General features: G+C 67.7%; 11 protein-coding genes and 1 tRNA gene. 5 read left to right on the top strand and 7 right to left on the bottom strand.

Features of this window, described 5'->3' with window-relative positions; translation table 11 throughout:
* Position 1: 1 nt before the first annotated feature.
* Together CHB86_RS00710 and CHB86_RS00705 are read left to right on the top strand one after the other, a co-directional pair.
* Entirely contained in the window at positions 2-1,744 is a 1,743-nt protein-coding gene (locus CHB86_RS00710; protein ID WP_089230635.1) for a SulP family inorganic anion transporter, read from the top strand.
* Positions 1,745-1,817: 73 nt separating this feature from the next.
* On the top strand, positions 1,818-2,927 hold the full coding sequence (locus CHB86_RS00705; protein ID WP_089230634.1) for a hypothetical protein: 1,110 nt from the start codon (positions 1,818-1,820) through the stop codon (positions 2,925-2,927).
* Between the two features lie 218 nt (positions 2,928-3,145).
* Here the strand turns inward: CHB86_RS00705 and CHB86_RS00700 are convergent, their stop codons facing one another.
* The 4 genes from CHB86_RS00700 to trxC all read right to left on the bottom strand — a co-directional run bounded on the left by CHB86_RS00700 (position 3,146) and on the right by trxC (position 7,648).
* Positions 3,146-5,359, bottom strand: a complete 2,214-nt coding sequence (locus CHB86_RS00700; protein WP_089230633.1) for an NADP-dependent isocitrate dehydrogenase — start codon at positions 5,357-5,359, stop codon at positions 3,146-3,148.
* 212 nt (positions 5,360-5,571) lie between these two features.
* The gene (locus CHB86_RS00695; RefSeq protein ID WP_089230632.1) at positions 5,572-6,963 is read right to left on the bottom strand and encodes a multicopper oxidase family protein; all 1,392 of its coding nucleotides are present in this window, start codon (positions 6,961-6,963) and stop codon (positions 5,572-5,574) included.
* 127 nt (positions 6,964-7,090) lie between these two features.
* Positions 7,091-7,166: transfer RNA gene (locus CHB86_RS00690), tRNA-Ala, on the bottom strand.
* Between the two features lie 35 nt (positions 7,167-7,201).
* Positions 7,202-7,648, bottom strand: coding sequence for a thioredoxin TrxC (gene trxC / locus CHB86_RS00685; RefSeq protein WP_089230631.1), 447 nt, complete (start codon positions 7,646-7,648; stop codon positions 7,202-7,204).
* A 248-nt stretch (positions 7,649-7,896) separates the two neighbouring features.
* Here trxC and CHB86_RS00680 point away from each other — a divergent pair, with 248 nt between their 5' ends.
* Positions 7,897-8,316, top strand: a complete 420-nt coding sequence (locus CHB86_RS00680) for a globin domain-containing protein (protein WP_089230630.1) — start codon at positions 7,897-7,899, stop codon at positions 8,314-8,316.
* 103 nt (positions 8,317-8,419) lie between these two features.
* Here CHB86_RS00680 and ileS read toward each other — a convergent pair whose 3' ends face one another.
* The gene (gene ileS, locus CHB86_RS00675) at positions 8,420-11,356 is read right to left on the bottom strand and encodes an isoleucine--tRNA ligase (RefSeq protein WP_089230629.1); all 2,937 of its coding nucleotides are present in this window, start codon (positions 11,354-11,356) and stop codon (positions 8,420-8,422) included.
* 433 nt (positions 11,357-11,789) lie between these two features.
* Between ileS and CHB86_RS00670 the strand changes: the two genes are divergently transcribed.
* On the top strand, positions 11,790-12,614 hold the full coding sequence (locus tag CHB86_RS00670; RefSeq protein ID WP_089230628.1) for a DUF2189 domain-containing protein: 825 nt from the start codon (positions 11,790-11,792) through the stop codon (positions 12,612-12,614).
* A 42-nt stretch (positions 12,615-12,656) separates the two neighbouring features.
* Here the strand turns inward: CHB86_RS00670 and CHB86_RS00665 are convergent, their stop codons facing one another.
* Together CHB86_RS00665 and CHB86_RS00660 are read right to left on the bottom strand one after the other, a co-directional pair.
* The gene (locus CHB86_RS00665; RefSeq protein ID WP_089230627.1) at positions 12,657-13,667 is read right to left on the bottom strand and encodes a YcjF family protein; all 1,011 of its coding nucleotides are present in this window, start codon (positions 13,665-13,667) and stop codon (positions 12,657-12,659) included.
* Between the two features lie 130 nt (positions 13,668-13,797).
* Positions 13,798-15,219 carry a YcjX family GTP-binding protein gene (locus tag CHB86_RS00660; protein WP_089231548.1) on the bottom strand — a complete coding sequence of 474 codons (1,422 nt, stop codon included), beginning with the start codon at positions 15,217-15,219 and terminating at the stop codon, positions 13,798-13,800.
* 161 nt (positions 15,220-15,380) lie between these two features.
* On the opposite strand from CHB86_RS00660, the gene truA reads away from it, so the two are divergent.
* Positions 15,381-16,163, top strand: a complete 783-nt coding sequence (truA, locus tag CHB86_RS00655; protein ID WP_089230626.1) for a tRNA pseudouridine(38-40) synthase TruA — start codon at positions 15,381-15,383, stop codon at positions 16,161-16,163.
* The last annotated feature ends 98 nt before the right edge of the window (positions 16,164-16,261 follow it).

The following is a 16,261-nucleotide window of genomic DNA, read 5'->3' as shown; positions in this document are numbered from 1 at the left end:
CATGATGCCCCCGTTCCTGCGCCGCTACCTTCCAGTCCTCGACTGGGGCAGCCAGTACAGCCGCCAGACCTTCGAAAGCGACGCCCTCGCGGCGGTCATCGTGACGATCATGCTGATCCCGCAGTCGCTGGCCTATGCGCTGCTCGCGGGTCTGCCGGCCGAGATGGGCCTCTATGCCTCGATCCTCCCGCTGGTGGCCTACGCCATCTTCGGCACCTCGCGGGCCCTCGCCGTGGGGCCGGTCGCCGTTGTCTCGTTGATGACCGCCGCCGCGGTCGGCAACCTCGGCCTCACCGACCCCGGCGCCATCGCCCTCGCCGCGATCACCCTGGCGTTTCTCTCCGGCGTCTTCCTGACCGCGATGGGGCTGATGCGGCTCGGTTTCATCGCCAATTTCCTGTCCCATCCGGTGATCGCGGGCTTCATCACTGCCTCCGGGATCCTGATCGCGACCTCGCAGCTCAAGCACATTCTCGGGGTCAAGGCGTCCGGCCACAATCTGATCGAGACCGTCGAGAGCCTCCTGTCGAACCTCGGCCAGACCAACCTCTGGACGCTGATCATCGGCGTCGCGACCACCGCCTTCCTGTTCTGGGTGCGCAAGGGACTGAAGCCGCTGCTCCTGGGCTACGGCCTGAAGCCGCGGCTCGCCGACGTGCTGACCAAGGCCGGCCCTGTCGCGGCCGTCGTTGCGACGACGCTCCTCGCCTGGGCGTTCGGCCTCGCCGACCGCGGCGTCGCCATAGTCGGCGACGTGCCCCGCGGCCTGCCCCCCCTCACCGCGCCCAGCTTCGACATGGAGATCTGGGTCGCGCTTTTTGGCTCGGCGGTGCTGATCTCGATCATCGGCTTCGTGGAATCCGTCTCGGTCGCGCAGACCCTGGCCGCGAAGCGGCGCCAGCGCATCGACCCGGACCAGGAGCTGATCGGCCTCGGCACCTCCAACATCGCCGCCTCGCTGACCGGCGGGTACCCGGTGACCGGCGGGTTCGCCCGCTCCGTGGTCAACTTCGACGCCGGAGCCGAAACACCGGCCGCCGGCGCCTTCACCGCCATCGGCATCCTGCTTGCCGCGCTGCTTCTGACGCCCCTGCTCTACTTCCTGCCCACCGCAACCCTCGCCGCGACGATCATCGTCGCCGTCCTGAGCCTGGTGGACTTCTCGATCCTGAAGCGTGCCTGGGCCTTCTCCCGCGCCGATTTCTTCGCCGTTGCCACGACGATCCTGCTGACCCTCGGCATGGGCGTCGAAGTGGGCGTCTCGGCCGGCGTGGTGCTCTCGATCTTCCTGCACCTCTACAAGACCTCCCGCCCGCATATCGCCGAGATCGGACTGGTCCCCGGCACCCATCATTTCCGGAACATCCTGCGCCACAAGGTGACCACCGATCCCAAGGTCCTGACCCTGCGCGTCGACGAGAGCCTCTACTTCGCCAACGCCCGCTTTCTCGAGGATTACATCTACGACCGCGTCGTCGGGGACTGCGAACTGGAGCACGTGATCCTGAACTTCCCCGCCGTGAACGAGGTCGACCTCTCGGCGCTGGAGTCGCTGGAGGCCATCCTCCAGCGGCTGAAGGACATGAACATCCACCTGCATCTCTCCGAGGTGAAAGGTCCGGTCATGGACCGCCTGCAGCGCAGCCACTTCCTCGACGAGATGAACGGCCGGGTGTTCCTGTCGCAGTACGACGCCTGGATGGCGCTCTCCCGCGACGAGGCCTCGCCACAGGCGGCCGAATGATCGGCACGCCTTGCCCCTGATCCCGCCGCGCAAGCCAGTTGGCAGCGCCCCCGATCTTGCCTTAAGAGACGGCATGGAAACGCCGGATTTCTCCATCTCCGAGATGCAGAGCCTCTCAACCGAGGGCTCCCCCCTGCGCCGCGAGGTGCTCGTGCCCGAGGGCGCGCGCGGCGAGGGCTTTGACGCCGCCTATGACTGGACGACGGTCTGGTATGACGCCGTACAGCGGGATCGCGAGATCCTGCTGGTCTGCCCCAAGCTCCTGAACTTCAAGGCGCTCATCGCGGACGGCGCGCTCAAGGTCGACGGCCAGCCCGCCCGCATCGCCCGCCGCGAGAGCTTCCGCCGGCACGACATCGTGCGCCTGCGCACCGGCGCTCCCGCCACCCGGCTGTCCACGTCGGCCGGGCGCTGGCAGGGCGAAAGCGGCGTCAGCCCCGACCAATCCGCCCTGTTTGCCGGGCTCAACGCCTCGCTCCACATCTCGCGCGACAACCGCCCCGAATGGATCGCCGACTGGGCGCGCTTCCACATTGCCGAACACGGGCTGGAAGCGATGCTGGTCATGGACAACGCCTCCGAAACCTACCCGCCCGAAGCGATCCTCGACGCACTCGCCGGGACGGGCCTCAAGCGCGCCGTGGTGCTCAGGGTGCCGCAGCCCTACGGTCCGGTCCGCCAGAAGAAGGGCGGCGGCGGCGCCAAGTTCCTGCAACCGGCGATGCTCAACCTCGCCCGGCTCCGCTTCCTTCACCGGGCCCGCGCCGTGCTCAACGTCGACCTCGACGAGCTGGTCTGGACCCGCGCGGGCTCTGTCTTCGACGCCACGGTCGCCAGCCGTTTCGGCTTCGTCACCTTCGAAGGCCGCTGGCGGATGCCCTCCCTCGACGCCGAGCCCCCGTTTCACCACGCCGACCACAGGTTCCTGCGCTACAAGGATGCCCCCTGCCCGACCAAGTATTGCCTGCGTCCGGATGGCTGGCGCGCGCGCATCGGCTGGGACGTCCACCGCCCCGAAACCTGGCTTCCGACCGGCGCGTTGAAACGCACGGACTTCGGCTACTGGCACTGCCGCGGCGTCACCACCAACTGGAAGAGCTACGACCGTCTCGGCTTCGACAAGATCGGCCCCGAAGACCCCTTCACCGCCGAAACGCTCGACCGCCTGCTGCCCGGGTCGTGAACACCCGCAAACCGCGCCGTTTCTCCTGGCCGAAATACCCCCGCCGAAGGCTCGATCTTTCATCCGAAAGATCGGCCGCGCGGAACGCGCGGCCACGCCCAACGGGAGGAGCGGCATCTTGATGCCGTGACGACGGGCGGGAGCCCTCCGGAAACGGAAAAAAGCGCCCGGCCGGGACCGGGCGCTTTCCTGTCTGCGTACCAAAACGATACCGCGGATCAGCCGATGATCGCGTTCAGCGTCGCCGAGGGGCGCATCACCTTCGCCGCCTTGGAAGGATCGGTGTTGTAATAGCCACCCAGATCGACCGGCTTGCCCTGTGCAGCCGCCAGCTCGGCAAGGATGGTCTCCTCCTTGTCGGCCAACTCCTTCGCGATCGGCGCGAAATGCGCGGCAAGCTCGGCGTCGTCGCCCTGTGCCGCCAGTGCCTCGGCCCAGTAGCGGGCGAACCAGTAGTGGCTGTCGCGGTTGTCCGGCTCGCCGACCTTGCGCGAAGGCGAGCGGTTGTCGTCGAGAATGCCCTGCGTCGCGGCTTCCGCGGCCCGACCGAGCACACCGGCCTTGGTGTTGCCCTGGCTGTCGGCAAGGAAGTTGAAGCTCTCGCCGAGGGCGCAGAACTCACCCATGGAATCCCACCGCAGGTGGTTCTCCGCGACCAGTTGCTGCACGTGCTTCGGCGCAGAGCCGCCGGCGCCGGTCTCGAACAGGCCGCCGCCGTTCATCAGCTTGACGATCGAGAGCATCTTGGCCGAGGTGCCGAGTTCCAGGATCGGGAACAGGTCGGTCAGGTAGTCGCGCAGCACGTTGCCGGTGATGGCGATGCTGTCGTTGCCCGCGGTGATCGTCTTGAGCGACTGCGCCGTCGCCTCGCGCGGTGCCATGATCTGGAACTTGTCCGCCACCCCGGCCGCTTCCAGCGCCGGCTTGACGTACTTGATCAGCTCCGCGTCATGCGCGCGCTCCGCTTTGAGCCAGAAGATCGCTTCCGAGCCGGTCAGGCGCTGGCGGTCCATCGCGAGCTGGATCCAGTTCTCGATCGGCGCCTTCTTGACGGTGCAGGAACGCCAGATGTCGCCCGTCTCCACCTCGTGCTGGTGCAGCACCTCGCCGTTGGCCAGGACGATGCGGATCGTGCCGTCGGCGGGCGCCTCGAAGGTTGTCGGGTGCGAGCCGTATTCCTCCGCCTTCTGCGCCATCAGGCCGACGTTGGCCACGGCGCCGGCGGTGGAGGGGTCCAGCGCGCCGTTGGCCTTGAAGAAGTTGATCGCCTCGTCATAGACCGGCGCATAGCAGCGGTCGGGGATGACGCAGTTGGTGTCGCCCTTGGCGCCGGTCTGGTCCCAGCCCTTGCCGCCGGCACGGATCACCGCCGGCATCGAGGCGTCGACGATCACGTCGGACGGCACGTGCAGGTTGGTGATGCCGCGGTCGCTGTCGACCATGTACATGTCCGGCCGCTCGGCCGTCACGGCCTCGATGGCGGCCATGATCTCGGCATTTCCCTTCACCCGCTCCAGCAGGTCGCCCATGCCCGAGTTCGGGTTGACGCCCAGAGCCGCCAGCTCGGCGCCGAATTTCTCGAACACCGGGGCGAGCCAGGCCTTCACCGCGTAGCCGAAGATGATCGGGTCGGAGACCTTCATCATCGTGGCCTTCAGGTGCAGCGAGAACATCGTGCCATCGGCCTTGGTGTCCGCGATCGCATCGGCGAGGAACGACGACAGCGCCTTGACGGACATGAAGGTCGCATCGGCCACGGTGCCTTCCTCGAGCGGCCAGCCGTCCTTGAGCACCGTCACGGCGCCGTCCCTGGCGACGAACTCGATCTTCGCAGGACCGGCCTGCGCGGCGGTGATGGTGGCCGATTTCTCGTTGGCGAAGAAATCGTTGCCGGGCATCGAGGAGACCTTGGTCTTGCTGTCGGAGGCCCACTTGCCCATCGAATGCGGGTTCTTCTGCGCGAAGTTCTTGACCGCCTTGGCGGCACGGCGGTCGGAGTTGCCCTCGCGCAGCACCGGGTTCACGGCCGAGCCCTTGATCGCGTCGTAGCGGGCGCGGATCGCCTTTTCCTCGTCGGTCTTCGGCTCTTCCGGGTAGTCCGGCACGGCAAAGCCCTGGCCCTGCAGTTCGGCGATGGCGGCGGTCAGCTGCGGCACCGAGGCCGAGATGTTCGGCAGCTTGATCACGTTGGCGTCGGGTGTCTTCACCAGCTCGCCCAGCTCGGCCAGGTCGTCGGAGATCCGCTGCTCTTCCTTGAGGTATTCCGGGAAGGTGGCGAGGATCCGGCCCGCGACAGAGATGTCCTTGGTCCCGACCGAGATCCCGGCAGCACCGGCGAAAGTCTTGATGATCGGCAGCAGGGAGGCGCTGGCCAGCTCGGGCGCTTCGTCTACCTTGGTATACAGAATGTCTGGTTTCACCGTTTCAGCCATGTTTTCCTCACCTTTCAGTTGTCCGGATGTTGTCGTGTCTCGGTTTCGCGTACCCAAGGTCGCTCGGTGTGCCGCGGATCATGCGTCTCGTCGCGGCCCCCCTGCATGCGACGACGGGTCGGGTCCCCGCCCTTATAGTCGGGGGGAACAATCCGTCAAACGACTCGCTGCGTGCAATGATGACGCGGGCGGACGAAGCGCCGGCGTCCGGCTCAGGCCAGAACCCGCATCCGGGTCATCATGCCCGAGGCCGCATGGGTCAGCATGTGGCAGTGGAACACCCATTCGCCGGGGTTATGCGCAACAAAGGCGATCTCCCGGCTCTCGTCGCCAAAGACCAGCAAGGTATCGCGCATGGGTCCGAGGCCGCCGTCCGGCAGGACCTCCCTGAAATGGTGGCCGTGCAGGTGCATGGCATGGGGGAACATGGTGTCGTTCTGCATCACAACCCGCACCGTCCGACCGCGTTCGGCGATGAACAGCGGCTCCTCGGGCATGCCCACCATGCCGTTCATGGCCCAGAACTTCATGTTCTGCGCCGCATCCCGGAAACCGACTTCCCGCCCGTCCATCGTGGCCGTCTGGAAGCCGCGCATCGCGCCGCCCTCCATGTGGAGCCGGCTCGTCAGGGCCTCCTCCAGGCCCGCGACCTCCATGTCCGGGTTCGGCGGCAGGGCGGCGGGCGCCGCGCGGCGAGAGGCCGAGGCGCTGCCGCGGACCTCGAAGAGCACATGGCTGAAACCCTCGCCGCCCTCCAGGCGCAGCAGGTGGGCCTCCGCGCCGTCCTCCGCCGTCACATCGACGATCAGGTCCGCGCGCTGCGCCGGTGCGAGCAGGAACGATTCCCCGATCGGTTGCGGTGCCTCCAGCGGCATCCCGTCGAGCGCGACGATCCAGCCCTCCAGCCCCTGCAGGGCGAGCTCGAAAATCCGTGCGTTGGCGCTGTTGATCAGCCGCAGGCGCAGCCGCTCGTTGTGCCGCGCCCCGAGGGTCTTGTTGAAGATGCCGTTGGTGACCGCAATGTTGCCGATCCTGCCGCCGTGGCTGAAATCGTGCATGTTGCCGAATCCCGCGATCTGGCCCGTCTCCGGATCGAGGCGGAAATCGTCGAGGACGAACACCTCCTCGCGGTCGATATCGGGCGCCTCCGTCTCCTCGACGATCAGCGCCCCCTGAAGGCCGCGCGCGACCTGTTCATAGGACTGGTTGTGCGAATGGTACCAATACGTTCCCGCATCCGGCAGGTCGAATTCGTAGAGAAAGTCCCCGCCGGGCGGAACCGCCTCCTGCGTCACGCCCGGCACACCGTCCATCGCATTGTCGATGCGGATGCCATGCCAATGCAGCGACGTCGGCTCGGGAAGCGCATTGACCAGCCGCCGCCGCAATCGGCTGCCCTGGCGGGCGCGGATCTCGGTGCCCGGCACCACACCGCCGTAGCCCCAGATCTCGGTTTGCGGATAGCCTTCCGGCGCGATCTGCACCGTCGCAGGCGCGGCCGTCAGTTCCTCAACGGCCAGGTTGGACGCAAGAGCGCGCCGCCCCGCGAGCGGAACCGCCGCCAGCGCCGCCGTTCCCGCCAGCATGGATCTGCGTGTGATCATTGCTCCCTGTCCCCCCTGAAGCCGGGCGCCTGCCCTCCGACGCGGCGATCCTAGCATCAAGATTGCCTCGCATGCACTTCACGCCATCGAGACCGACATCGGATATGCGAAACGGGGAGGGGATTTCTGGTGGAGCCGATCGGGATCGAACCGACGACCTCGTCATTGCGAACGACGCGCTCTCCCAACTGAGCTACGGCCCCACGACGGCCTCCATTCGCCCAACCGTCGGGCGATGTCAAGCCGGCAGCGTCACGATTTCCCGCAGGAATGCCTCGATCTGTCCCGCCGGTCGGGCGCCGGAGAGCCGGGCCACTTCCCGGCCGCGATGGAACAGGATCAGCTGCGGGATGCCGCGGATATTGTAGCGCACGGTCGCATCCGGGTTGGCCTGGGTGTCGACCTTGACCAGCCGCGCCTTGCCGCGCAGCGATTGTGCCGCCTTGGCGAACTCGGGTGCCATGGCCCGGCACGGGCCGCACCAGGGGGCCCAGAAGTCCACGAGCAGCGGCAAGTCATCGACCTTCGACGCCTTCTCGGCCTCGCGGAAGGTCATCTCGTGCACCTTGCCGTCGGTCAGGCGCGCCCCGCAGGTGCCGCATTTCGGGCCGGCGTCGAGCCTGTCGGCCGGGATCCGGTTGGTCACGCCACAGGCATGACAGGTCAGTTTCAGGCTGCCGCTCATCGGCTCCGCTCCATGATATTCGACTGATGGAATATATAGGATTCGCGGCGGGCGTTAAAAGAGCATGCGGCAACGGATGGCCACGCCATGTCCGGCGTGCGCGAATTGCCGAAATCCTGGACGTCTGGATCGCCCCGTCGAGCGAAATCCGGTCCCAAAGGTCGCAGTTTGCGCTAAATCAAGTTGGCGCCTCGCGGATCCATGACAGGCTTTGGCCACAACGGCCGAATGCCAGCAAGGAGTCCGACATGCCGCCGACGGAACTGGAGATGTCCCAGGTCAAGCAGAGCTTCGAGGATCTGCGGCCCTATCTCGAACCCACGTCGCTGTTTTTCTACGAGGCGCTGTTCAAGCGGGCGCCGGAGCTTCGCGAGCTGTTCCGCGAGGATCTCAAGGGCCAGGGGATGCGTTTCATGAACACGCTCGGCCTGATCCTCGCCGACATGGAGAAAAGCAACGGCTCCTCGGTCGACTACGCCGAGTTGGGCCGCCTGCACGCAACGCTCGGCATCCGACAGGCGCATTTCGCGCCGATGGAGGAGGCGCTGATGGAATCGCTCGGCGACAAGCTGGGCGAGCGATTCACACCGGAACTCGAACAGGCCTGGCGGGCTGCGTACGAGGCGTTCAGCAAGAAGCTCATCGAGTCCGGCAACATCCCGGCCTGAGACCGAGCCTGGGGCCGCAATCCCTCCGCGCTCAGACCGAACGAAACAGGGGACGACGCCATGGCGGCGCCGTCCCCCTTGATTCCCGCCCGGGCCTCCGGCCTCAGCCGAGCGCGTCGTTGCAGCGCTGGCAGGTGCCCGGATGGGCATGGGTGCCGACGTCCGGCAGGATCTTCCAGCAACGCTGGCATTTCTCGCCTTCCGCCAGTGCAAAGACCACGCCGACGCCCTTCACCTCGTCGAGCGTGAAGGCGCCGTCCGGCGCGGTGCCTTCGACCAGCGTCAGCTGCGAAGCGATGCAGATGTCGGCGAAGTTCACCGTGCGCAGCAGTGCCACCAGGCTCGCATCCTCGACATGGACGACCGGCGCCGCCTCGAGGCTGGAGCCGATGACCTTGTCGCGGCGCTGCACCTCCAGAGCCGCGGTCACGACGCGGCGCACGGCCCGCACCCGCTCGACCAGCGCGGCCAGGTCCGGAACCTGCCAGTCCGTCGGGGTCGCCGGCATGTCCTGAAGGTGGACGGAGCTGTCCTCGCCCGGGTAGCGCTCCAGCCAGACCTCTTCCATCGTGAAGGGGAGGATCGGCGCGAGCCACGTGGTCAGCCGCTGGAACAGCGTGTCCAGAACGGTCAGCGCGGACCGCCGGAACAGGCTGTCGTCGGCGTCGCAATAGAGCGAGTCCTTCCGGATGTCGAAGTAGAAGGCCGAAAGATCGACGGTCGCGAAGTTGAACACCTTCTGGAACACGCCCTGGAAGTCGTAGGCGGCGTAACCGGCGCGCACGGCCTCGTCGAGTTCCGAGAGACGGTGCAGGACCCAGCGTTCCAGCGGCGGCATGTCCTCCGGCGCGACCGGCGTGACCGTGTCCAGATCGCCCAGCGAGCCCAGCAGGAACCGCATGGTGTTGCGCAGGCGGCGATAGCTGTCGGCCACGCCCTTCAGGATCTCGGGCCCGATCCGCTGGTCCGCGGTGTAGTCGGTCTGGGCGACCCAGAGGCGCAGGATGTCCGCGCCGTACTGCTTCACCACCTGCTCCGGCAGGATGGTGTTGCCGAGCGACTTGGACATCTTGTTGCCCTTCTCGTCCAGCGTGAAGCCGTGGGTCAGCACGCCCCGATAGGGCGCCCGGCCGTTGGTGCCGCAGGACTGGAGCATCGAGGAGTGGAACCAGCCGCGGTGCTGGTCGGTGCCCTCGAGGTAGAGATCGGCGATGCCGTCTTCCGTCCCGTCGGCGCGGTCGCGCAGCACGAAGGCATGGGTCGAGCCGGAGTCGAACCACACGTCGAGCACGTCGAAGACCTGCTCGTAGGCATCGGGATCATATTCGTTGCCCAGGAACCGCGCCTTGGCGCCCTCGGCATACCAGGCATCCGCGCCTTCCGCGTCGAAGGCGGCGACGATGCGGGCATTCACGGCCGGATCGCGCAGCAGGAACTCCGGATCGTCGGGCAGCGCCCCCTTCTTGACGAAGCAGGTCAGCGGCACACCCCAGGCGCGCTGGCGGGACAGGACCCAGTCCGGACGGGCCTCGATCATCGAATGGATCCGGTTGCGGCCCGAGGGCGGCGTCCACTGGACCATCTCGTCGATGCATTTCAGCGCGCGGGCGCGGATCGTCTTGCCGTACTCGTCCTGCCCGTCGCCGACCTCGCGGTCGATGGCGGCGAACCATTGCGGCGTGTTGCGGAAGATCAGCGGCGCCTTGGACCGCCAGGAATGCGGGTAGGAGTGCTTGACCCGGCCGCGCGCGATCAGCGCGCCGACCCCAGACATGGCCTCGATAACCCGCTTGTTGGCGTCCTTCTCCTTGCCCTTGTGATCGAAGATCACAGCCCCGCCGAAGAGCGGCAGATCGGGGCGGAAGGAGCCGTCTTCCAGCACGTTGTAGGTCATCTTCAGGCCATGCCGGACGCCGAGGATGTAGTCGTCGGCACCGTGGCTGGGGGCGGTGTGGACAAAGCCGGTGCCGGCCTCGTCGGTCACATGGGCGCCGGGCAGCAGCGGCACGTCGTAGTCCCACTCGCCCTCGCCGCCCTCGATTTCACGGAACGGGTGCGCACAGACCATCAGGTCGAGCTGTTCGGCGGTCACGTCCTGCAGGCGCTCGAAGCCATCGACGCGCGCGGCCTTCATGACCTCGCCGGCGAGGTTGTCGGCCAGCAGGTACTTGTCGCCCACCTTGGCCCAGTTCTCCTCCGGCGCGGCCGTCACCTCGTAGAGCCCGTAGGACAGCTCCGGGTTGAAGGCCACCGCGCGGTTCGACGGGATCGTCCAGGGCGTCGTGGTCCAGATCACGACGTTGACGCCGCGCAGGCTCTGGCGGGCGCCGGTCGCATCGACCGAGCGGATCACCGGGAACTTCACCCAGATCGTGTGGCTCTGGTGCTCGTGGTACTCGACCTCGGCCTCGGCCAGCGCCGTCTTCTCGACCACGGACCACATGACCGGCTTGGAGCCCTGGTAGAGCGTGCCGTTCATCAGGAACTTCATGAACTCCTCGGCGATCACCGCCTCGGCATGGAAGTTCATCGTCAGGTAGGGGTCGTCCCAGTTGCCGGTGACGCCGAGGCGCTTGAACTCCTCGCGCTGGATGTCGACCCATTTCTCGGCAAAGGCGCGACACTCCTGCCGAAGCTCGACGACCGGAACCTCGTCCTTGTTCTTGCCCTTCTGGCGGTACTGCTCCTCGATCTTCCACTCGATCGGCAGGCCGTGGCAGTCCCAGCCGGGGATGTAGCGGGCGTCCCGGCCCATCATCTGCTGCGAGCGGACGACCATGTCCTTGAGGATCTTGTTGAGAGCATGGCCGATGTGGAGGTGGCCGTTCGCGTAGGGCGGGCCGTCATGCAGCGTGAACGGCGGACGCGGTGTCGCCTCGGCCTTGTCGCGCAGGCGGTCGTAGACGCCGATCTTCTCCCACCGCTCCAGCCATTCGGGCTCGCGCTTGGGCAGGCCGGCGCGCATCGGGAACTCGGTCTGCGGAAGGTTGAGAGTGGACTTGTAGTCGGGGGCGGTCGTCTCGGGCGTATCGGCGCACATGGTTGCGTCCTTCGGAATGTCAGCTTTTCGGGGATGTCGGTCGGCGCGGTCTTTCATACGCCTTGGCCCGGCGGCTCGTCTGATCAGAGCGCCGGGCAGCTAATTCGAATGATGATCGACCGTTTCAGCATCTTGATTGCGCTATACCGCCCCACCCGCCGAGCGTCCAGAGTGTCGGCCGCGACGCTTCGGCAAGGCCGAAGTCCGGCTTTGGCGATGAAGTGCCCGCGCAGTCCGGAGCGACCGGACCTGCGCATGATCTCCATTCCCGGGCTTCGCCTTGGGTCAGGCCGGGAGAGCGAGCTGCCATGCCCAGCCTTGCCCTTGTGCTTCACCTCGGACAAACTCGTAGCCGGAGGAGGGATGTCTGTCTTTTCGCCGGGCCTGTTGGCGAACGGCCCCGCGGCGAGACATGCATTGGGAGGCGCGTGTCATGACATCCAAGACCACAGGGTCCACACCACCGGAGGACCTGACGCCGGAGCCGCCGGCCCTGCCCGAGGTCAACACGGTGACGGCGGACGATATCAGGGCGTCGCTGAAGGCCGGGTTTGCCGACTTCCTGGCGCGGCCCTTCATGAGCGGCTTCTTCGGCCTCTTTTACGCGGTTTTCGGGATCCTGTTCGTCTGGTGCCTGCTCTGGCTCGGCAAGATCTGGATGATCATCCCGGCCGTCATCGCCTTTCCACTGGTCGCCCCATTCGCCGCCGCCGGGCTTTACGAGATGTCCCGCCGGATGCAGGCAGGCGAGAGCTTCGGCTGGTCCGACATTCTCACCGTCATGGCCAATCAACGCAAACGCGAGATGGGCTGGATGGCCTTCGTCACTCTGTTCATCCTGTGGGTCTGGTTCTACCAGTTCCGGACCGTGCTGGTGATCGTGCTGCAGGATTCGTCCTTCTCGGATCTGGACGGGTTCCTGAACACGGTGTTCTTCACACCAGAGGGCTGGACGTTCCTCGCGATCGGCACCTGCGTCGGCGCGTTTCTTTCGGCTGTGCTGTTCTCGGTGACCGTCGTCGCCATGCCGATGCTGCTGGACCGGGAAATGGACTTCGTTTCGGCCATGATAACCTCGGTTCGCGTGGTCAAAGAGAACCCGGTGGTCATGTTGACCTGGGCGGCGATCATCACGGTCACCATGCTGTTGTCGCTGGTTCCGGCGTTCCTGGGCCTGATCTTCACCCTGCCGATCCTTGGCCACACGACATGGCATCTCTACCAGCGGGCCGTGTCGCCCGTTCAGCCATCAGCCTGATCGCCGGGTGCATCTTTCGTCCGCGGGGCCTGTTTGTTCTGCCTAGTCGGAGCCGAACAGCCCGGAGAGGGCGCGCTTCACCAGCGAACTGACCGATGGCTTCTTGAGGCGCACGAAGGGCAGCGGACGGCAGACCTCGATTGCCGCCACGCCGACGCGGGCGGTCAGCGCGCCGTTGACCACGCCTTCGCCGAACCGGCGCGACACCTTGCTGAGCACCCCGCCCCCCGCAACGGAGCCGATCAGGTCGTCGCCCACGGCCACCGCGCCCGTCGCCACAAGGTGCGTCAGGACCGACCGGGTCAGCCGCAGGCTGCCCAGCGTGCCGGAGCGGCCGCCATAGATCTCGCCGATGCGCCGGATCATTCGCACGGTCGAGACCAGCGCCGTGACGATATCTGCCAGTGCGAGCGGCACGATGGCGGTGACCGTCGCCACCTGTCGGGCCGCGGCTTCCACCTCGGCCCGAGCGGCGGCGTCGAGCGGCGCCATCAACTCGGCCTCCGCGAGCCCCAGAAGGGCGTCGGCATCGAACTGCTCGTCAGCCCGCTCCTGCAGCCGCTTGCGCCCCCAGTCCAGCTCGCGCCGCGGGGCATAGAGCGCCTCGAGCCGCCCGACCACCTTGCGCGCTGCGCCAAGGTCATGCGTGGCAGCGGCGGCCGTGGCGTCGGCATGGATGTCGTCGAGCCGGCCAAGCCGGAAGAACCCGGCCGCCTCGCGGATCGCCAGCCCGAGGAAGGCCAGTAGCACCAGCGCCACCAGCCCGAGCGCCAGCGCGCCGAGGAAGGTGTTGCGGCCGAAGAGCCCGATCACGAAATCCCAGGCGGCCACCGAGGCGGCGAAGAGCAACAGCGACCCGAGCGCCCCCCAGAACAGCCGCCCGAGCGACGAGGGCCGGCGCGCCCCGATGCTGACGACACGCTGCATCGCGCGCCCTTCGGGCAGGCCGGGCTCCAGCTCCGGCACCGGCGGCGCATCGGCAGGGCCATGCTGCGACGGCCCCGTGTCCTCGCCGACCTCGATCATCACCGGTCCCTTGGGTGTCTCGCTCATCTGAGGCTCCAATCCGGGTGCCGCACGGCCTGCCGCGCCCATGCATTTCCGATGCCTGCGCAGGCCTGCGCCACATGCCACCGGCTTGCGTGCATATCCAGGTCTGTCCGGGTCCGGGCGGCTCGTCGGATCATCGCAGCTTGTCCCCGATCAGGAACTCCGCGGCGAGATCCAGCCGGATATGCGGCGGCCCCTCGCCCGGCTTGAGCGTCCGCGCCGCCGGAGCGAAATGCATCACCGAGTAATCGCCGTCGAGCCAGCGCTCGGCCCCGTCCTGCGCCGGCACCAGCAGGCGCGATGGCTCCTCCGGCAGGGTGCCGGGATAGAGCAGCGCCTCCTTGCCGGTGTCGAGCAGCCGCCCACGCACCATGCCGAGGCTCTCTCCGTTCACCTCGCGGGTCTCCTCGACGGTGGCCCGCAGCGCCGCGATCGCCATCGCGCGCGTCTTCGCGCCGGCGAAATCCGCCCGGTCCCGCGCCTGCCGCAGCAGGGCCTCCATGATCGCGGTCATCCGTCCGTGCTGGCTGTGGTGGATATGATCGGCCTTGGTGGCGGCAAACAGAATCCTGTCCACCCGCTTCTGACCGAGAAGCCGCGTCAACCAGGCCGTCGGACCGGGACGAAAGGCGCCGAGGATATTGTTCATCGAGCGCCCGAGATCCTCCATCGCCCGCGGCCCGGCGTGGATCGCCCCGAGCAGGTCGACCAGAACCACCTGCCTGTCGATCCGGGCGAAATGCTCCCGGAAGAAGGGTTTGACCACCCGCGCCTTGTAGGCTTCGTAGCGCCGCTCCATCTCCCGCCGCAGCGAGCCGCGCGGCGCCCTGCCGTCTGCGGCCGGCATTGGCACAAAGGTGAGCGCGGGCGAGCCCTCCATCTCTCCGGGCATCAGGAACCGCCCCGGCGTGCAGTCGGAATAGCCCGCGACGCGCGCGGCGCGGAGGTAGCCGATGTAGCTGCGGGTCAGCCCCTGCGCCACGGGCTCATCGAGCGTGGCATCGCCATCGGCCGCGTCGAGATCGGCGAGGAAGCCCTCGGCCTCGCTCCGCCCGCGCGCCAGCGACAGCACGTCGGCCGACCAGGCGGCATAATCCTTGTCCAGCAGTTCCAGGTCGAGCAGCCATTCGCCAGGGTAGTCGATGATGTCGAGATGCACCGTGCGCGGCCCGGAGAAGGTTCCCCAGATCCCCTGCGGCTGCACCTTGAGCGACAGGCGCAGCTCCGACACGGCGCTCGTCGGCTCGGGCCAGCGCGGCTCCGGCCCGGTCAGCGCGGCAAGGTGCTCCTCGAAGGCGAAACGCGGCACGGTGTCGTCGGGCTGCGGTTGCAGCCAGGCGGCGGTGATATGTCCGGACGATGCCGCCTGAAGCCCGGGCATCCGCCCGCGGTCCATCAGGTTGGCCACCAGCGAAGTGATGAAGACGGTCTTGCCGGCCCGGGCGAGCCCCGTCACGCCAAGGCGGATGGTCGGCTCGCGGAACACCTCGGAAATCGCGGCACCGGTGTCCTCGACGCCCTGCACGATGCCATCCGCGATCCGACCGATAACCACCTGAATCCCTTTCAACTGCCCCGTCCTACATATGGCCCCCCGGCCGCCCTGCAAAGGGGCCAGCCGCCGAACGTCGCCGGCGGGGGCGGATCACGGCGCGGCCCTCCCCCGGCAGCAACGCAACCGTGGACAGCCCGCCCGACACAGGCTAAGCGCCCGCCATGCCCCGCTATGCCCTCAAGATCGAATACGACGGCGCCCCGTTCGCCGGCTGGCAGCGCCAGAAGGAGCACCCCTCCGTCCAGCAGGCGGTCGAGACCGCGATCTCCCGCCTGCAGAAGGCACCCGTGACCATCGCCGCCGCCGGCCGCACCGACGCCGGGGTCCACGCACTGGCGCAGGTCGCCCATGCCGACATGGAGCGAGACTGGGAACCGTTCCGCCTGTCGGAGGCGCTGAACTACCACCTCAAACCGCACCCGGTCGCGATCGTCGCCGTTGCCCGGACGCCGGAGGACTGGCACGCGCGCTTCTCCGCCACCGAACGGCGCTACCTCTTCCGGCTGCTGAACCGCCGCGCGCCTGCCGCCCTGCTGGCCGGCAAGGTCTGGCAGGTCGCGCACCGGCTCGACCCCGAACCGATGCGGGAGGCGGCGCGGCACCTCGTCGGGCGGCACGACTTCACCACCTTCCGCGCCTCGGAATGCCAGGCCGACAGCCCGGTCCGCACGCTCGACCAGCTCGACATCGAGACGGTCGATACCGCGATGGGGCGCGAGTTCCACTTCCACGTGCGGGCGCGCGCCTTCCTGCACAACCAGGTGCGCAGCTTCGTCGGAACGCTGGAACGGGTCGGCGCCGGGTCATGGTCGCCCGAGGATGTCCGCCACGCGCTCGAGGCGCGGGACCGCGCCGCCTGTGGGCCGGTCTGCCCGCCGCACGGGCTCTACCTCGCCGGTGTCGTTTATCCCGACGACCCGTTCGACGCCCCGCCCACAGCCTGAACCCGCGCGCCCACGCGCCGAAGGCGCGCCCGGCCCAACGGGAGGAGGGGCATCTGCGATGCCACGACGAGCGGCGGGAGCGCCGCCGTGCCGGCACC

Origin of the sequence: Tropicimonas sediminicola (genome assembly GCF_900188335.1) — a bacterium.
GTDB classification, from domain to species: domain Bacteria; phylum Pseudomonadota; class Alphaproteobacteria; order Rhodobacterales; family Rhodobacteraceae; genus Tropicimonas; species Tropicimonas sediminicola.
This window is presented reverse-complemented; position numbering and strand designations above follow the sequence as displayed.